Here is a 17,272-nt window from a genome sequence, read left to right on the forward strand (position 1 = left end):
AACAACCGAAGTTGTCTTGGTCACTTCACCAGACATTTAAAATCAACAAAATTTTTTGATGTTCGATGCTGTGAGTGCCCACACAGATTGCTTGATTCAAATTGTTAAAGAGCGACGCAACAGTTCGTTGCTGCGGGAGTGGAATTCTACTCAACCGCCTTCTCGAGTCAAGCCTTATTTTCAAAGGCTTTTCGAGGTTATCGACGAGGTTGTTTGCGTTGCCGCTTGCCCTGTCGATGGAGGCGCATTATAGGGAGCTGAAACTTTCTGGCAAGCCCATTTTTGCAAAAAGTGGCAATAAATCTTCAAAAATAGGCCTTTCTCTAGTTATTCATCGCCAACCACAGCTTTTGTACAAACTTATCCACAGAAACTAGCCCGGGATTGCTAGAATGGCCAGAAAATTGAGGAGGCCGAGATGGACTTGCGACTGAGATCCTATAAAGGAAAACGCCCACAACTGGGCAAACGAGTATATGTAGACCCCTGCGCGACCCTGGTGGGAGACATAGTGCTCGGCGACGATGCCAGCATCTGGCCCCTGGTGGCGGCACGGGGGGATGTGAACCACATTCGCATCGGTGCCCGCAGCAATGTGCAGGACGGCACTGTTCTGCACCTGAGCCGCAGGAGCACCACCAATCCAGACGGTTATCCCCTGCTGATCGGGGAAGACGTCACCGTGGGCCACAAGGCCATGCTGCACGGCTGCACCATAGGCAACCGGGTGCTGGTCGGCATGGGGGCCATACTGCTGGATGGGGTAGTCGTCGAGGATGACGTGATGATAGGCGCCGGCTCTCTGGTGCCACCGGGCAAGCGGCTCGCATCCGGCTTCCTCTATATGGGGAACCCGGTCAAGCAGGCGCGGCCACTCAAACCGGCAGAGATTGCCTTTCTGAAGACCTCGGCCGACAACTACGTCCTGCTCAAGGATGAGTATCTGCAAGAGGCTTGAGGCAGACAGGAAACGGAAACAAGAAGCCCGGCATGCTGCCGGGCTTCTCTGCTTATATAGCTAGCCAATCACTGTGGTCAGGATCAGTGGGCCTGATCCCAGTTGTCGCCGGTTCCGGCTTCCACCACCAGCGGCACGTGCAGCTCGGCTGCCGCGGACATCTTCTCCTTGATGAGAGCTATGTACTCCTCCAGCTTCTCCTCGCGGATCTCGAACACCAGTTCATCGTGAACCTGCATCAGCATGTGGATGGAGCCATCGGTAATGCCCCGGATCCAGCCATCGACGGCGATCATGGCGCGCTTGATGATGTCGGCGGCCGTGCCCTGCATGGGGGCATTGATCGCCGCCCGCTCGGCGCCCTTGCGCAGACCGGCGTTGCGAGACTTGATGTCCGGCAGGTAGAGGCGACGACCGAACAGGGTCTCGACGTAGCCCTGGGCTTCCGCCTGCTGGCGGGTGCGCTCCATGTACTCCAACACGCCAGGGTAGCGTTCGAAGTAGAGATCCATGTATTTCTGCGCCTCGGCGCGGCCGATCCCCAGCTGCTTGGCGAGGCCGAAGGCACTCATGCCATAGATGAGGCCGAAGTTGATCGCCTTGGCACTGCGGCGCATGTCGGTGGTCACCGCCTCGAGCGCCACGCCGAACACCTCGGCGGCGGTCGCCTTGTGGATGTCCTTGCCCTCGGCAAAGGCGGTCAGCAAGCCCTGGTCACCGGAGAGGTGCGCCATGATGCGCAGCTCAATCTGGGAATAGTCCGCCGCTACCAGCTTGTAGCCAGCGCTCGGGATGAAGGCCTGCCGGATCCGGCGTCCCTGCTCGTTGCGCACCGGAATGTTCTGCAGGTTGGGATCGGTCGAGGAGAGCCGGCCGGTTGCCGCCACCGCCTGATGGTAGGAGGTGTGTACCCGCCCGGTCTGGGGCTTGATCATCAGCGGCAGCTTGTCGGTATAGGTGGACTTGAGCTTGGCCAGGCCACGGTGTTCCATCAGCAGGCGCGGCAGATCGTAGGTCTCCGCCAATTCAGCCAACACCTCTTCGGCGGTGGATGGGGCACCCTTGGGGGTCTTCTTGAGGATCGGCAGCCCCAGCTTGACGAACAGTATCTCGCCGAGCTGCTTGGGTGAGGAGAGGTTGAACTCCTGCCCGGCCAGCTCGTGCGCCTGCCGCTCCAGCTCCGCCAGACGCACTTCGATCTCCTGGCTCTGCTGATGCAGCAATTTGGGATCTATGGTGGTCCCGAGCAGTTCCATCCGTGCCAGCACCGGCAGCAGGGGCAGTTCGATCTCGGTGAATACCTTGGCAAGCGTAGGCTGTTTGCTCAGTTCGCCCCACAGGGTCTGGTGCAGACGCAGGGTGATGTCGGCATCTTCCGCCGCGTAGGGTGCGGCCTGCTCCAGTTCGATCTGGTTGAAGGTGAGCTGCTTGGCCCCCTTGCCGGCGATCTCTTCGAACGAGATGGTGTCGACGCCCAGATACTTCCTGGCCAGGGAGTCCATGTCATGACGGCTGGCGGTGGAGTTGAGCACATAGGATTCGAGCATGGTGTCGAAGGCGATGCCCTGCAGATCGATGCCGTGGTTCTGCAGTACGTTGCGATCGTACTTGAGGTTCTGCCCGACCTTGAGACGGGCCGGATCCTCCAGCAGGGGTTTGAGCTTGCCCAGCACCTGCTGTTCGGTCAGCTGAGTTGGAGCCCCCAGATAGTCGTGGCCGAAGGGAACATAGGCCGCCTTGCCCGGCTCGATGGCGAACGACACGCCGACCACTCGCGCCTCCATATAGTCGAGACTGGTGGTCTCGGTGTCGAAGGCAAACAGGGGCGCAGCTTTCAACAGTGCCAGCCAGTCGTCGAACTCGGCCTCCTCCAGGATGCAGCTGTAGTTGGTCTCGATGGCAACAGCGGGAGCGGCGGCATCATCAGCGGCCTCTTCCTGCCCGGCGCCCTCTTCGCCACCGGACTCCAGCTCCTTGATCAGGTTGCGCAGCTCGTACTCGCGGTAGACCGCCAGCAGGGACTCCTTGTCGATCGGGCCCAGCAGCAGCTCTTCGAGACTCTGCTCCAGCTCCACGTCGGTCTTGATGGTTGCCAGCTGGTAGGAGAGGCGAACCTGTTCCTCCTGCTCGCGGAATTTGTCGGCAAACGCCTTGGAGCCACGAAAGCCGAGGGCGGCGACCTTATCCAAGTTGGCGGCGATCTGATCGATGCTGCCTATCCCCTGCAACAGCGCCTGGGCCGTCTTCTCGCCCACCCCTGCCATGCCGGGAATGTTGTCCACCTTGTCCCCCATCAGGGCCAGGTAGTCGATGATGAGCTCGGGGGGCACGCCGAACTTCTCGATCACCCCTTCCCTATCTGTCTTCACATCCTTCATGGTGTCGATCAGGGTGACATGGTCGGAGACCAGCTGCGCCATGTCCTTGTCACCTGTGCTGATGAGCACGGGCAACTGCTTCTCGGTCGCCTGGCGGGCGAGCGTGCCGATCACATCGTCGGCCTCGACCCCTTCGACCATCAGGAAGGGGAAGCCCATCGCCTTGATCATCTGGTGAATGGGGGCGACCTGGCTGCGCAGATCGTCCGGCATGCTGGCGCGGGTCGCCTTGTACTCGGGGTAGATGTCGTCACGGAAGGTCTTGCCCTTGGCGTCGAACACCACGGCCACATGGCTGTCGGGGTATTGCTTGCGCAGGCTGCGCATCATGTTGGCCATCACCCGGACGGCGCCGCTTGGCAAACCGGTCGATGTGCGCAGATCGGCCTGCTGGGAGGCGAAGAAGGCGCGGTAAAGATATGAAGAGCCGTCGACCAAGATAAGGGGATTGCTAGGGGCCATGAAATCGTCCTGCCAGGAATAAACAGTCGCTAGGATGCCACAGGGCCCGCGGCACACCAAGGGGCTGGCCCCCTCCCATTCGTACCATTAAGTGGCCCCTGACCTGTGGATAACTCTGTGCTCAAAAATGGACTCATGGCTGCGCCATGGTGGCAAAGCTGTGGATTAAAAACAAAAAGTGCATACAAAACAGTGCATTGAGATCGTAAAAACAAACCATGATGCCTTCATCATGATCTCGATCAATGTGGAAAAAAATTCAAGGGGGTCAACGAGGCAGGATCCAAAACGAAACAATCCTAGCACAGCAAGATGACTTGACCAGTGGAGGCCGAACGATAACCATACAAAAGTACAACAATCTACCCTGGCTCACATTTTCAACAACGAGGAGTCTGCCATGAAAAAAGTGGCCGTGATCTTGAGTGGCTGTGGCGTGTTTGATGGCGCCGAGATCCATGAAGCCGTCATCAGCCTGCTGGCACTGGCCCGTCAGGGCGCCACCACCCAGTGCTTCGCGCCCGACGTGCCTCAATTGCACGTCATCAACCACCTGACCGGCGAGGTGAGCGAGGGGGAGAGCCGCAACGTCCTGGTCGAGGCTGCCCGTATCTGCCGTGGGCAGATCAGGAATGTGGCCGAGCTGGATGCGGCCGACTTCGATGCCCTGCTGGTGCCAGGCGGCTTTGGCGCCGCCAAGAATCTGTGCGATTTTGCCGTCCAGGGCGCCAACTGCCAGATCCAGCCCGATGTGCTGAAGGCGTGCCAGAGCTTTGCCAAAGCCCGCAAACCGGCGGCCTATATCTGCATAGCACCGGCCATGATACCCCTCATCTATGGCGCCGGCACCCTGGCCACCATAGGCCATGACGAGGGCGCCGCCAATGCCATCGAGGTCATGGGGGGCAGCCACCTCAACTGCCCGGTCAGCGAGTTTGTGGTGGATCAGGAACGCAAGGTCATCTCGACCCCGGCCTACATGCTGGCGCAGAACATCGTCGAGGCCGCCGACGGTATAGAAAAGACGGTCAAGCAGTTGCTGGCCCTGTGATCCCGACCCCTGCCAAAACAAGCGGGCCGCTCAAAGAGCGGCCCGCTTTCATTCCAGTCAGTCAAGACGGGATCAGATGGCATCGCCCATCTGGTCCATCTTGCCCAGCAGGGCGCGCAGACGTTCCTGCCAGGCAACGTGTTCGTTGCGCAGCTGATGGTTCTCGTCTTGCAGCTTGTTGTTCTGCTCTTTCAGCTCGTCCAGCTCCATTTTCAGCAGGGAGATGTTGTCGACGGCGGATTGTACTTTGGATTCGAGTTGCTCAAGGACTTCTAGTGACATATGCATACCTGTATGTTCAATTGCGATGCCCCACAGGGGGCGATCAAGCGCGTGAAGCCAGCATACCCTGATGCGCTCGGCACAAACAAGCCAGCGCGTTGCAAAATGCGCCCTCCGTGCCGGTATTGCTTAAATATGCGTCGGTTTTTCTCGCAGGGGGCAGGAACCGCGATCCGGGACGCTCGCCGCGGCGTCATGGCCCCCTGCGAACCTGCCCCTCTCCCGCCGCCAATGTCAGCCGTGCAGGGCGATGAAGCCCCCCATCAACAGACAGGCCACCCCGTACATCAGCAGCCCGTAGAGCAGGTTCCAGCGCAGCAGCAGCCCGGCGCTCAGGTTGTAGCGGGAGGCCAGCGCCAGGTTGGAGCCGGACAACGGGCTGGTGCCGGTGGCGAGCCCCCACCCCAGCAGGAAGCACATGCCGAGCAGGCTGGGATCCGGTGACAGCGGCCACAACAAGGGAGCCACCCCCGAGATGCTGATGAGGGGGTGCACGCCTATGATGGCGACCAGGAAGATAAGCAGCAGGGTGAGGGATGCCTCGAGCCAGCCGAAGTGGTTGAACAGCGGCAGACCGTGACCTGCACCGAAGTCGATGACGGAGAGGGCGCTGTTGATGCCGGCAGCCAGCAGACCTGCCCCCAGGAACAGCACCAGCTGGCCGCCGATGGCGGGGAAGCGTTCCACCACCTGTCGCTTGAGGGCCGCCCCGCGTCCCTGGCCTGGCATGAAGAGCAGGGCCAGCAAGGGGGCCACCAGCGCGATCACCGCCAGAATGCTGAGCCCGGGCCAGAGCCTGTGGATCAGCAGCACCAGCAGCGCCAGAGTCATCGGCAGCCCCAGGGTCTGCAACCTCAGGGGATAGCCTTCGAAGTCCGCCACCCCGAGCCGCTCCACCTGCCAGGCCGTCAGTCCCATGGCCAGCAGGGCGGCAAGGATGCCAAACGGCAGTATGCTGGCCAACTGCAGGCCGGGGGCATAAGTGAGCGCCACCGCCATGGCGACGAAGAAGGGTGACCAGAAGGCCGCAGCGCAGAAGATCCGGCTCAACACCATGACCTGGCGCCGCTCAAGCGTCCCGCTGCGCTCCAGCCGATCGCCGATGATGAAGAGCACAGAGAGATTGATGACGGCACCGAGCAGATTGAGGCTGGCCATGGTGCTCCACAGCCCCTTGCGCCCGGACCAGGAGGCGGCGCCTGTCAGCAGACCCGAGGTGGCGAGGTTGAGGGTGCTGACGGCGGCAAACATGGTGAGCATGTTGATGTTGGGCAGCAGCCAGTCCCCGGGGCTGAGGCTGGCACCGCGCCACCAGGAGAAGATCAGCAGCAGCAGTGCCGCCCCATAGAGCGCCAGTGCCTGACGACGGGCGGCACCCACCAGCCAGGGCCAGGTGAGCAGGGAGGCGGCCCAGGCCGCGACGGCGGCCGGCCAGGGGGAGAATCCCAGATAGAGGTGCAGCAGGTTGAGCAGCCACATCCCCAGGATCAGATAGCCTGACCAGCGTTTGACCATACAACGGCCTCGGTCAGGGGATCAGAGACACTGATCCATGTCCAGGGAGGGCTTGTCGCACTCGGGTCGGCCCACTATCTTGGCGGGCACGCCGGCGACCGTGGTGTGGGGTGGCACCGGATTGATCACCACGCTGCCGGCCCCTATCTTGGCGCCGACTCCCACCTCGATGTTGCCGAGCACCTTGGCACCCGCCCCTATCATCACCCCTTCGCGGATCTTGGGATGACGGTCGCCACTCTCCTTGCCGGTGCCCCCCAGAGTCACGCTCTGCAGGATGGAGACATCGTTCTCGATCACCGCGGTTTCACCGACCACTATGCCGGTGGCGTGGTCAAACATGATGCCCTTGCCGATCCGCGCGGCCGGGTGCACGTCGACCCCGAACACTACGGAGATCTGGTTTTGCAGGTAGAGCGCCAGCGAGCGACGCCCCTGGCGCCACAGCCAGTTGGCGACCCGGTAGCCCTGGAGGGCATGGAACCCCTTGAGGTAAAGCAGCGGCGTCGAGAAGAGGTCGACGGCGGGGTCACGATCCTGCACGGCGCAGATGTCGGCGGCCACAGCGGCCAGCAACTCGGGTTCGCTGCGCAGGGCCAGCTCGATCACCTCGCGCAGGGCGATGGCCGGCATTGTGGTGCTGTCGAGCTTGTTGGCGAGCTGGAAGCTCAACGCCGAGCGCAGATCACTGTGATTGAGAATGGTGGAGTGAAAGAAGCTGGCCAGCATGGGCTCCTGGGCCGCCATGCTCTGCGCTTCCTGCTGAATTTTTTGCCACGTCTGGGCAACCAGATCATCCATGTTGCAGCCTACTGTTGTTCAGGGTGAGTGCCTTGTTGTTCTTTTGTCAGCACCGAGATGGGGTCCATGTGAATGATCACCTCCATCCGCTCAAAGGACTGGCGGACCGCCAGTTCAGCCTCGTCGGCTATCTGATGGGCCTTGACCAGGGGCAGTTGATCATCAAGCTCCAGATGCAACTGCACGAAGCGGGTCGGCCCGGATTGACGGGTACGCAGATCATGTACGCCATGCACCCCCTCTACGGCACAGCAGAGCGCCATTATTCTCGCTTGTTCTTCCTCTGGCAACTGACGATCGAGCAGGGCCTGTACCGATTCATAGCCGATCTGGACGGCCCCCCACACCAGGAACAGACCGATCAGGATGGCGAACAGGCCATCGGCCCAGTACCACCCCTGCCCCGCCAGCACCAGTGCCACCAGCACACCGGCATTGAGCAACAAGTCCGAGCGGTAGTGCAGCATGTCGGCCTTGATGGCCACGCTGTTGGTCTTGCGAATGACGAGGCTCTGGAAGCTCACCAGCAGCAGGGTCAGCAGGATGGAGCCGGCACTGACCCAGATCCCGGCCTCGAGCCGCACCACGGGAACCTGGTTCAGCATCGACGAGATGCCGTGCATCATCAGAAGCAGGGCAGAGCCAGAGATGAAGGCCGACTGGATCAGACCCGCCAGGGACTCCGCCTTGCCGTGGCCGAAGCGGTGCTCCTCATCGGCCGGCGCCAGCGCGTAGCGAATGGCCAGCAGGTTGATGATGGAGGCGCTCACATCCATGAAGGAGTCGGTGAGGGACGCCAGCAGGCTGGAAGAGTCCGTCATCAACCAGGCGATCAGCTTGCCCAGGATCAGCAGGGTGGCGGTGACGACCGCCGCCGTGCTGGCGAGGGTGACCCAGCGGGAATAGTGTTGGTGGCTCAAAACCGGCTTTCCTCTGACGCGTAAAAACTTATTATACCCTGACCCGAACGTCAGTTTGGCGTGCAAAATCAACGGAGTGACCCGAATGAACAAAATACTCCTGGTCGACGACGATCTCGAACTGACCCAGCTGCTCACCGAAATCCTGACCCTGGAAGGGTTTGACGTCACCGTCGCCGAGGATGGGGAGGAGGGGCTGCTGCGGCTGGCAGAGCAGGCATTCGATCTGGTGTTGCTGGACGTCATGATGCCCAGACTCAACGGGTTCGCCATGCTGACCAGGCTGCGCAAGACCCACGACACCCCTGTGCTGATGCTGACCGCCCGGGGCGACAGCCAGGACAGGGTCAACGGGCTCGAAGCGGGGGCCGATGACTATCTGGCCAAGCCCTTCGACGACAGAGAGCTGCTGGCGCGGGTGCGCGCCATCTTGCGCCGCACCCAGAATCCCTCCCCCCAGCGCGGCGCCTCCGACGAACTGCGCTTCATGGATCTGGTGCTGCAACCCGGCCTGCAGCAGGCCCGCTGCGACGATCAGCTGCTGGAGCTCACCGCCACCGAGTTCGGCCTGCTGGAGTGCCTGCTGCGCAGCCCGGGCCAGATCGTCAGCAAGAATCTGTTGTCCGAACAGGTGCTTGGCAAGAAGCTCGAACCCTTCGATCGCGCCATCGACATGCACCTGAGCAACCTGCGCAAGAAGCTGCCTGAGCGCAGCGATGGCCAGCCCCGCTTCAAGACAGTGCGTGGCCGAGGCTATCTCTGGCTGGAGCAGGCATGAAAACGGCCCGCACCTTCAATGGCCTCTCCACCCAGATCTTCCTCTGGTTCTGGTTCATGCTGCTGCTCGTGCTGGCCGCCGTGGTGATACTACCCACCCTGGATCCCCGCAACACCATACCCCTGCCCGAGCACGAGATGGCCAGGATGAACAACAACCTGCGGGCGCTGCAGGCCGGTGCCGACCCGAACCAGGATTTCGATCTGCAGCAGGCCATCACGGCGGCCGGGCTGTTGCCGGTGGACAACGTCTACCTGCGCGACGCCAAGGGCCAGATGCAATCCACCACCCGGCTGAGCAAGTTCGTCATCCGCTTCATGCTGGACGCCGACAACCCGGCCAAGCCCATGCTGGGCAGCGAACACCAGCGGGCCATCGCCGGCCCCTTCCAGATGCAGCACCACGGCCAGAGCTATCACGTCTACTTCGGGCTCAACGTCGAAAACTCCTATCTGTTCCTGTTTATCCAGATCCTGGATCACCCCATCCAGATCCTGGGCATCGCCATGCTGGTCAGCACCCCCCTCTGTCTGTTGCTGGCCTGGCGGCTGACCCGCCCCATACTGCAGTTGCAGCAGTCGGTCTCCCAGCTGGCGCAGGGCAAGCTGGAGACGCGGATCCCCAACCTGGGACGGCGGGACGAGATAGGTCAGCTGGCGGATCATGTCAGCCACATGGTGGATACCCTCAAGCGCATGATCCAGAAGCAGAAACAGTTGCTGTCCGACATCTCCCACGAGCTGCGCAGCCCCCTCACCCGCATTCAGCTGGCACAGGCCTTGATCCGCCGCAAGCAGGGGGACAGCTCGGAGCTGGCGCGGATCGAGAGCGAAATCGCCCGGCTCGACAAGCTGATCGGGGATCTGCTGGATCTGTCCCGGGTCCAGCAGCACGTGGAAGCCCCGGTGGAGCTGCCGCTGGCAGATCTGCTGGAGCCCATACTGGACGACGCCATGTTCGAGGCCAATCAGAATGGCAAGCAGCTCAGGCTGCCGCCGCTACCGACCGAGTCGCTGCGGATGTGGCCCGAGCTGCTGGCGAGGGCCCTGGAGAACCCGCTGCGCAATGCGCTCAAGTATGCCCGCGAATTCATCAAGGTGGATTGGTATCAGGAGGGACGGGAGTGGGTGATGACCATCAGGGATGACGGCCCAGGCGTGCCGGTGGAGCAGCAGCCCATGCTGTTCCTGCCCTTCTTCCGGGTCGATGATGCCCGCAACGCCAAGACGGGTGGCACCGGCCTCGGTCTCGCCATCGCCGCCGAGGCGATCCAGCGCCATGGCGGCACCATCAAGGCCAGCAGCAATCACCCGACCGGGCTAGTCATCACCATACGCCTGCCCATGGTGTGAGCCACCCCTTTTCATCGGCACGGACGCTGGGTATGCTGGCGCCCGTTTCGCACCACCCCAGCCCCGCATCAGGATCCCCCCATGCTCGACATAGTGCTCTATCAACCGGAAATCCCGCCCAACACCGGCAACATCATCCGCCTCTGCGCCAACACCGGCTACCGGCTGCACCTGATAGAGCCCCTGGGTTTCGCCTGGGATGACAAGCGGGTGAAGCGGGCCGGGCTCGACTATCACGAATTTGCCGAGGTGAAGCGCTGGCCGAGCTATGAGGCCTTCCTCGCGGCCGTGGCCCCCAAGCGGGTGTTCGCCTGCACCACCAAGGGGCGCACCGCTCACTCGGCGGCGCAGTTTGCCCCCGGAGATGCCCTGCTGTTCGGGCCTGAGAGCCGTGGATTGCCAGCGGAGATCATAGAGAGCCTGCCGTTCGAGCAGCGGCTGCGCATTCCCATGTTGCCCCAGAGTCGCAGCATGAATCTGGCCAATGCGGTCGCGGTCTTCGTCTACGAGAGCTGGCGCCAGTTTGGCTATGAGGGATCCCTCTAGCCTAGGTCGGCGCGGCGCCCCTCAGAGGCGGAGCCGACCATGAGACCCCGTCAGGCGGATTCACGGCATTGACCCAGCAGGCGGCCGTCGCGCTCCAGTTGCCAGCATAGCCAGCCCAGGGTCAGTCCCCGCCCTGTCATCAGCGCCGCCATGGCGGCCCACAAGGCCGCCACGCCCCCCCCCTGGCACAGCCACCAGACTGGGAAAAAGCCGGCAAACACCGCCACCAGCATGCTGTTGCGCATCTCGCGAGCCCGGGTGGCCCCGATGAAGACCCCATCCAGCAGGAAGCACCAGACCGCCAGCAAGGGCATGACGATGAGCCAGGGCAGTTGGCGGTTTGCCTCGGCGATCACAGCAGGAAGGTCGGTGATATGGGCGATGAGCTGCCGCCCCCCCAGGGCAAACCCCAGGGCGAAGGCGATCGCGATCAGCAAGGCCCAGCCCAGGTTGAGGACTATGGCCTCCCGCAGCCCCTGCCTGTCCCGCCGTCCTATGGCGCGCCCCACCATGGCTTCCACCGCATAGGCGAAGCCATCCAGCCCGTAGGAGATCAGCATCAGGAAGTTGAGCAGCACCGCATTGGCGGCCACCGCCACGTCCCCCAGCCTGGCACCCTGCAGGGTCATGAAGGCGAAACAGAGCTGCAGGCAGAGGGAGCGGATGAAGATGTCCCTGTTCAGCCCGAGCAGCAGCCGCACCGCGGGCCATTGCCACCAGCGCGACCAGGCACCCTGCCACACCTCGGCCGAGAGCTGGCGCAGGCGGCGGTTCACCAGCCAGAGCCCCACCCCGAGCGAGCTGTAGTCAGCCAGCAGGGAGGCGGCAGCCACCCCCCTGACCTGCCAGCCCAGCCCCAGCACGAACCAGGCATCCAGCACCATGTTGACCAAGTTGCTCAGGATCAGCAGCAGCATGGGGCTGCGCGCATCCTGCATGCCCAGCAGCCAGCCCATGATGACCAGGTTGCACAGGGCCGCCGGGGCGCTCCAGATCCGCACCGAGACATAGTCTCCGGCATAGACCTGCACCTCGGGGGATCCCCCGCTGAGCCCTATGATGGCCGGCAAGAAAGGCAGCACAAGCAACAGCAGGGCCAGCCCCAGCCCGATGGCGAGGCCGAGCGCCCGCGCCAGGGTGTCCAGCTGCCCCTCGGCGCTGGCGGCGCCCTGAGCCTGGGCGGTCAGGCCAGTGGTGGACATGCGCAGGAAGCCGAGCAGCCAGAACAGGAGGTTGATGAGGGTCGCCCCGACCGAGACGCCCCCGAGGAACCAGGCCTGACCGAGATGACCGATCACCCAGGTATCCACCAGGCCGAGCAAGGGGGTGGTGACGTTGGAGAACACCATGGGCAGGGCCAGGGCAAACACGGCCCTGTGGCGGCGAGGATCCCTCAGCCAGGACGGCATCAAGCTCAGCACGAAAGACGCCGGCGGCTCACTCGTCGGCCAGCCGCACTATGCGTGCGAAATCGGAGACCATGGTCTGCATATCCACATGAGCTACTTCACCCGGGGCCACCTTGGGGCGGAACATGGCCACCAGCTTGCCCTCGGGATTGATCAGCACGATCGAGGCCGAGTGGTCTATGAGGTAATCCTTGCGCTCGCTCTCCACGATGGAATAGACGAGGCCAAGATTGCGCACCAGGGGGAAGAGGGCGCGGTGGGGGCCGGTCGCCGCCTTGAACTCCGGATGGAAGAAGGTGGTATAGCTCTTGAGACGGGCGCTGTCATCCCGCTGGGGATCCGCCGAGACGAAGACCACCTGGCTGCTGGGTTCGATCTTCTTCAACTCCGGGTAGATGGAGCGCAGATCCGCCAAGGCGGTCGGGCAGACGTCGGGGCAATAGGTGTAGCCGATGAACAGGAAGGTCCAGTGCCCCGCCAGATTGGCGGCGGTGAAGGGCTTCCCATCCCCATCCGTGAGAGTGAAGGGGTTGATGTCACGCCCTACCGGATAATAATCCGCCTGCGCAGGCAGGGAGGGTTGGCTCCAGTAATAAGCCGCCATTATGCTGCCGACGAAGAGCAACAACAGCAGGGAAAAACGTGGTTTAACCATATAAAACAGAACCTTGCTAGTTCAACCAGCCAGATGGCGGGGCCAATGAGGGGCTATTGTAACCCGCCCGGCCCCGTTTCTGCCTAGTCCTGAGTCCGGATCCTGAGCAGGAATGGGCCCCGTAGGGAGGAAACCGCCGCTATCTCCGGGTAATGGCGGGGAAAAGAAAAGCCCCACACCGGGTGGGGCTCACACACTGTTCGGGGGACTGGCTCAGGGCCGCAGTCTGCGCTGCCCCTGGGGGCGCCGGATAGTGGCGCGCAGCGGAATGACCGGGGCCGTCCAGGGGGCATCTGGCAAGCCGATGTCATGGTGGCGGCGGAACAGACGAACCAGGCGGACAATCTTGTCCTTGGGGCACCCCAGCCAGATGGTCCAGCCGTCGCCCTTGTGATACACCCAGAGCGCATAAAACCAGGTCATCCGACTGCCCTTGATGAATCGGGTGATGGAGGATGCGGGGGTTGCGGCCGGACCCGGATCCCACGGCGAGCTTGAAGCCATACCTGTCCTCCTTGCTCAACAGGCCACGCCGACCAGTGTGACTGCCATCGGGATGGCAGACCAGGCACCGTCGCGTACTGACTGTATTGAGTCGTCCTGCTGCCTGACGACTCTCCCTGTCCCGCACCGCCTCAGTTGTGATGCATCCCTGCGATCCATGCTGACCTGGCGGCACACTCAAGGTCATGGCGGTTATCCGGCCATGACACTGCGGGCCTTCTCAAAGGATATATCCGAAACGCATGATGCGTGGCGGTACTGTTTGCGGGGGATCTGGGCGGCGGCAATGGCGGGGATCGGTGAGGAAAGAAGAGCGGGGAAAACGGCACAAACGAAGGGGCCTCCCGCAGGAGGCCCCTTGGCATGTTCGATGCTTACATCCAGTCGGCGTTGCGAATAACCCCGACTGCCAGCCCTTCGATGGTCAGGTGCTGGCTGGAGAGATCCACCTCTATGGGGGAGAGATCCTCGTTCTCCGGCAGCAGCCACACCTGGCTGCCCTTGCGCTGGAAGCGCTTGACGGTGACATCTTCATCGAGACGCGCCACCACCACCTGGCCGTTGCGCACCTCCTGGGTCTTGTGGACCGCCAGCAGATCCCCATCCATGATGCCGATGTTCTTCATGCTCATGCCTTGCACCCGCAACAGGAAGTCGGCCCGCGGGTGGAACAGGGCGGGATCCACCTGATAGTGACTCTCTATGTGCTCCTGGGCCAGGATGGGCTCACCGGCCGCGACCTTGCCGATCAGCGGCAGGCCGTTCTCTTCTGGCGCAGCCTCCTCTTCCTCGAGCAGCAGGCGGATGCCGCGGGAGGTGCCGGGCATGATCTCGATGACCCCTTTCTTGGCCAGGGCCTTCAGATGTTCCTCGGCCGCATTGGCCGACTTGAAGCCAAGCTTCTGGGCGATCTCGGCGCGAGTCGGCGGCATGCCGGTCTCGCTCATGTTCGCCTTGATAAGCTCCAGCACTTCAGCCTGGCGGGGGGTAAGGGGTTTCATAGCATTGGCACCTGTCTTTTTATACAGCACACTGGCAGTATATACAGTGCTGTGGCCAAGGCAAGGCGTTGCTGATATTTGTCCCCGCCTTGTCGCAAAAATCCCGCACCTTCTATCCTGAAAAGGCACTCATCCTACCTCTCGGCGACAAGCTGTCGGTGATTTGCTATGCTCACGCCGCATTTTTTTGGAGAGCAGACGCACATGTCCCTTGGACAGAACATTTCCAGAGCCATCCTGCAATGGCCGGTCAGTGGCTTGGTCAATCACAAGAGCCTGCCGGAAAATCCCATCACGGAGCTCAAGCTGGATCCGGCCAGACCCATAGTCTATGCCCTGAAAACCAGTTCGATCACCGACCTGATGACCCTGCAACAGTGCTGCGAGGATCTCGGCCTGCCCGGCCCGTTCACGCCGCTGGAGCTGGGTGGCCAGCTGCTGCCGCGCTACGTCTGTCTGGATCGTCCGCCTCCCCTGTTTGGCACGCGCAACAAGCCGCTGCCCTTCCTGCAGGAGTTCCACCAGCTGCTGGACTTGCACAAGCAGGATCCCGAGCTGGATATCCAGGTGGTGCCCGTCACCCTGTTCTGGGGCCGTGCCCCCGGCCGGGAAGGTGAGGAAGCCTCCGGCTGGAACATCATCAGCAGCCTGGCCCCGAACCGGCTCAAGAAGGCGCTGATCGTGATCCTCAAGGGGCGCGAAAACCTGGTGCGCTTCTCCCCGCCGCTCTCATTGCGCTACATGGCAGACAAGCACGGTACCGACGAGGCCATAGCCCACAAGCTGGCACGGGTGGCCCGTACCCACTTCAGCCGCCAGCAGCTGGCGGCCACCGGTCCCAAGCTGCCGAACCGCAACCTGCTGTTCAAGCAGTTGCTGGATTCGAGCGTGATCCAGCAGGCCATCGAAGAAGAGGCCAGACGCGAGGGCATCAGCCTGGAGAAGGCGCAGAAGCGCGCCCATGGCTACATGGACGAGATCGCCTCCAACTTCTCCTTCCGGCTGATCCGCCTCGGTGAGACTTTCCTCGGCTGGCTCTGGAACAAGCTCTACCGCGGCCTCTCGGTCAATGGTGCCGAGCAGGTGCGCCAGCTCGCCCAGGAAGGGCACGAAATTGTCTACGTCCCCTGCCATCGCAGCCACATGGACTACCTGCTGCTCTCCTACGTCATCTATCACCAGGGCATGGTGCCGCCCCACATAGCGGCCGGCATCAACCTCAACTTCTGGCCGGCGGGCCCCATCTTCCGCCACGGCGGCGCCTTCTTCATCCGCCGCACCTTCAAGGGCAACCCGCTCTACAGCACAGTGTTCCGTGAATATCTGAACCTGCTGTTTGCCAAGGGCTACTCGGTGGAGTTCTTCACCGAGGGCGGACGTTCCCGCACCGGTCGCCTGCTGCCGCCCAAGACCGGGATGCTGGCGATGACGCTACAGGCCATGATGCGCGGGCTGGACAGGCCGGTGACCCTGGTGCCCGTCTATCTCGGCTACGAGCACGTGATGGAGGTCAACACCTACCACAACGAGCTCAAGGGCAGCCGCAAGGAGAAAGAGAGTTTCCTGCAGGTGCTCGGCATACTGCGCAAGCTGCGCAACTATGGCCGGGGCTTCGTCAACTTCGGTGAGCCGCTGACCCTCAACAGCTACCTCGGCGAGCAGGTGCCGCACTGGAAGGAGAGCATTGGCCGCGAGGAGCGCCCGGAGTGGATGGCCTCCACAGTCAATCAGCTGGCCGAGCTCTTGATGACCCGGATCAACGATGCCGCCGCCGTCAACGGCCTGACCCTGAGTGCCCTGGCACTGCTGGCCGCCGAGCGCCATGCCCTGACCCGGGACGAACTGCAGGCCCAGATCAACACCTATCTGGACCTGCTCAAGCAGGTGCCCTACAGCCCCCAGAGCACCATGCCGGACGAGGATGCCAAGACACTGCTGGATCAGGCCATGGAGCTCAACAAATTCGAGGTGAGCGAGGACAAGCTCGGTCAGATAGTCAGCCTCGACCGCTATCAGGCGATCCTGCTGACCTACTACCGCAACAACATATTGCACCTGTTCGCCCTGCCCTCCCTGGTGGCGGCCTTGATCGAACGCTGCGAGGGGATCTCTCGCGGCGAGATAGTCGCCCGCTGCGTCGACATCTACCCGCTGCTCAAGACAGAGCTGTTCCTGCGCTACGAAGAGGAGGAGCTGCCGGAGCTGGTGGATGCCCTGCTGGCCGAGCTGCAACGCCAGCAGCTGATAGAGGCGCGCGATGGCGGCTACTGGGTCAATCCGGGCAACCAGATGCGCCTGCTGCTCCTGGCCGAGAGCATTCAGGAGACACTGCAACGCTACGCCATAGTGCTGACCCGCATGCTGGCCCAGCCCCACATAGAGGCGGAGCAGCTGGAGGCGGACGGCCTGATGATGGCGGAGCGCCTCGGCACCCTGCACGGCATCAACGCCCCCGAGTTCTTCGATCCCAAGCTGTTCAGCACCCTGATCCACACCCTGCGCAGCGAAGGCTATCTGGATCCGGGCTGCAAGCCGGATCTCGGCCGCTTCCAGGCCCTGGCCGACAACATAGTGCCGCTGCTGAGCAACAAGATCCGCCGTACCATACAGGCGGGCAACCGGCTCTGACCTCGTCTTACCGTGTCTAGTCCTGAAATAGG

The 17,272-nt window shown here is 62.5% G+C and carries 15 protein-coding genes; 6 read left to right on the plus strand and 9 right to left on the minus strand.

Annotation, left to right across the window (positions count from 1 at the left end):
- Positions 1–418: 418 nt before the first annotated feature.
- Positions 419–958 carry a gamma carbonic anhydrase family protein gene (locus tag G4923_RS19575; protein ID WP_163138059.1) on the plus strand — a complete coding sequence of 180 codons (540 nt, stop codon included), beginning with the start codon at positions 419–421 and terminating at the stop codon, positions 956–958.
- An 83-nt stretch (positions 959–1,041) separates the two neighbouring features.
- Here the strand turns inward: G4923_RS19575 and polA are convergent, their stop codons facing one another.
- Positions 1,042–3,798: a DNA polymerase I gene (gene polA, locus G4923_RS19580; RefSeq protein ID WP_163138060.1), complete on the minus strand. Its 2,757-nt coding sequence runs from the start codon at positions 3,796–3,798 to the stop codon at positions 1,042–1,044.
- 400 nt (positions 3,799–4,198) lie between these two features.
- Between polA and elbB the strand changes: the two genes are divergently transcribed.
- Positions 4,199–4,849: an isoprenoid biosynthesis glyoxalase ElbB gene (elbB, locus tag G4923_RS19585; protein WP_163138061.1), complete on the plus strand. Its 651-nt coding sequence runs from the start codon at positions 4,199–4,201 to the stop codon at positions 4,847–4,849.
- 72 nt (positions 4,850–4,921) lie between these two features.
- Here the strand turns inward: elbB and G4923_RS19590 are convergent, their stop codons facing one another.
- The 4 genes from G4923_RS19590 to fieF form a co-directional block, all read right to left on the minus strand.
- A complete protein-coding gene (locus tag G4923_RS19590) occupies positions 4,922–5,131 on the minus strand; it encodes a cell division protein ZapB (RefSeq protein ID WP_025325277.1) in 210 nt (69 codons plus the stop codon).
- 234 nt (positions 5,132–5,365) lie between these two features.
- Positions 5,366–6,646: a hypothetical protein gene (locus G4923_RS19595; protein WP_163138062.1), complete on the minus strand. Its 1,281-nt coding sequence runs from the start codon at positions 6,644–6,646 to the stop codon at positions 5,366–5,368.
- A gap of 21 nt (positions 6,647–6,667) precedes the next feature.
- Entirely contained in the window at positions 6,668–7,447 is a 780-nt protein-coding gene (gene cysE, locus G4923_RS19600; RefSeq protein ID WP_025325275.1) for a serine O-acetyltransferase, read from the minus strand.
- 8 nt (positions 7,448–7,455) lie between these two features.
- On the minus strand, positions 7,456–8,367 hold the full coding sequence (fieF, locus tag G4923_RS19605; RefSeq protein ID WP_111913694.1) for a cation efflux pump FieF: 912 nt from the start codon (positions 8,365–8,367) through the stop codon (positions 7,456–7,458).
- Positions 8,368–8,452: 85 nt separating this feature from the next.
- Here fieF and G4923_RS19610 point away from each other — a divergent pair, with 85 nt between their 5' ends.
- The 3 genes from G4923_RS19610 to trmL all read left to right on the plus strand — a co-directional run bounded on the left by G4923_RS19610 (position 8,453) and on the right by trmL (position 11,043).
- The gene (locus G4923_RS19610; RefSeq protein ID WP_139745863.1) at positions 8,453–9,145 is read left to right on the plus strand and encodes a response regulator; all 693 of its coding nucleotides are present in this window, start codon (positions 8,453–8,455) and stop codon (positions 9,143–9,145) included.
- Positions 9,142–10,497 carry an ATP-binding protein gene (locus tag G4923_RS19615; RefSeq protein ID WP_111913692.1) on the plus strand — a complete coding sequence of 452 codons (1,356 nt, stop codon included), beginning with the start codon at positions 9,142–9,144 and terminating at the stop codon, positions 10,495–10,497. The genes G4923_RS19610 and G4923_RS19615 overlap by 4 nt, the downstream gene beginning before the upstream one ends.
- An 81-nt stretch (positions 10,498–10,578) precedes the next feature.
- Complete coding sequence (trmL, locus tag G4923_RS19620; RefSeq protein WP_139437779.1) at positions 10,579–11,043, plus strand: tRNA (uridine(34)/cytosine(34)/5-carboxymethylaminomethyluridine(34)-2'-O)-methyltransferase TrmL; 465 nt, start codon at positions 10,579–10,581, stop codon at positions 11,041–11,043.
- Between the two features lie 50 nt (positions 11,044–11,093).
- Here the strand turns inward: trmL and G4923_RS19625 are convergent, their stop codons facing one another.
- From G4923_RS19625 to lexA, 4 genes are all read right to left on the minus strand, one after another.
- The gene (locus tag G4923_RS19625; protein ID WP_163138066.1) at positions 11,094–12,452 is read right to left on the minus strand and encodes an MATE family efflux transporter; all 1,359 of its coding nucleotides are present in this window, start codon (positions 12,450–12,452) and stop codon (positions 11,094–11,096) included.
- Positions 12,453–12,480: 28 nt separating this feature from the next.
- Complete coding sequence (locus tag G4923_RS19630; RefSeq protein ID WP_163138063.1) at positions 12,481–13,107, minus strand: SCO family protein; 627 nt, start codon at positions 13,105–13,107, stop codon at positions 12,481–12,483.
- A gap of 213 nt (positions 13,108–13,320) precedes the next feature.
- Positions 13,321–13,611, minus strand: a complete 291-nt coding sequence (locus tag G4923_RS19635; RefSeq protein ID WP_163138064.1) for a hypothetical protein — start codon at positions 13,609–13,611, stop codon at positions 13,321–13,323.
- Between the two features lie 374 nt (positions 13,612–13,985).
- Complete coding sequence (gene lexA / locus G4923_RS19640; RefSeq protein WP_025325267.1) at positions 13,986–14,612, minus strand: transcriptional repressor LexA; 627 nt, start codon at positions 14,610–14,612, stop codon at positions 13,986–13,988.
- 204 nt (positions 14,613–14,816) lie between these two features.
- Between lexA and plsB the strand changes: the two genes are divergently transcribed.
- A complete protein-coding gene (gene plsB / locus G4923_RS19645; protein ID WP_163138065.1) occupies positions 14,817–17,240 on the plus strand; it encodes a glycerol-3-phosphate 1-O-acyltransferase PlsB in 2,424 nt (807 codons plus the stop codon).
- Positions 17,241–17,272 lie beyond the last annotated feature (32 nt).

It is taken from the genome of Aeromonas rivipollensis (assembly GCF_010974825.1).
Taxonomy (GTDB): Bacteria; Pseudomonadota; Gammaproteobacteria; order Enterobacterales; family Aeromonadaceae; genus Aeromonas; species Aeromonas rivipollensis.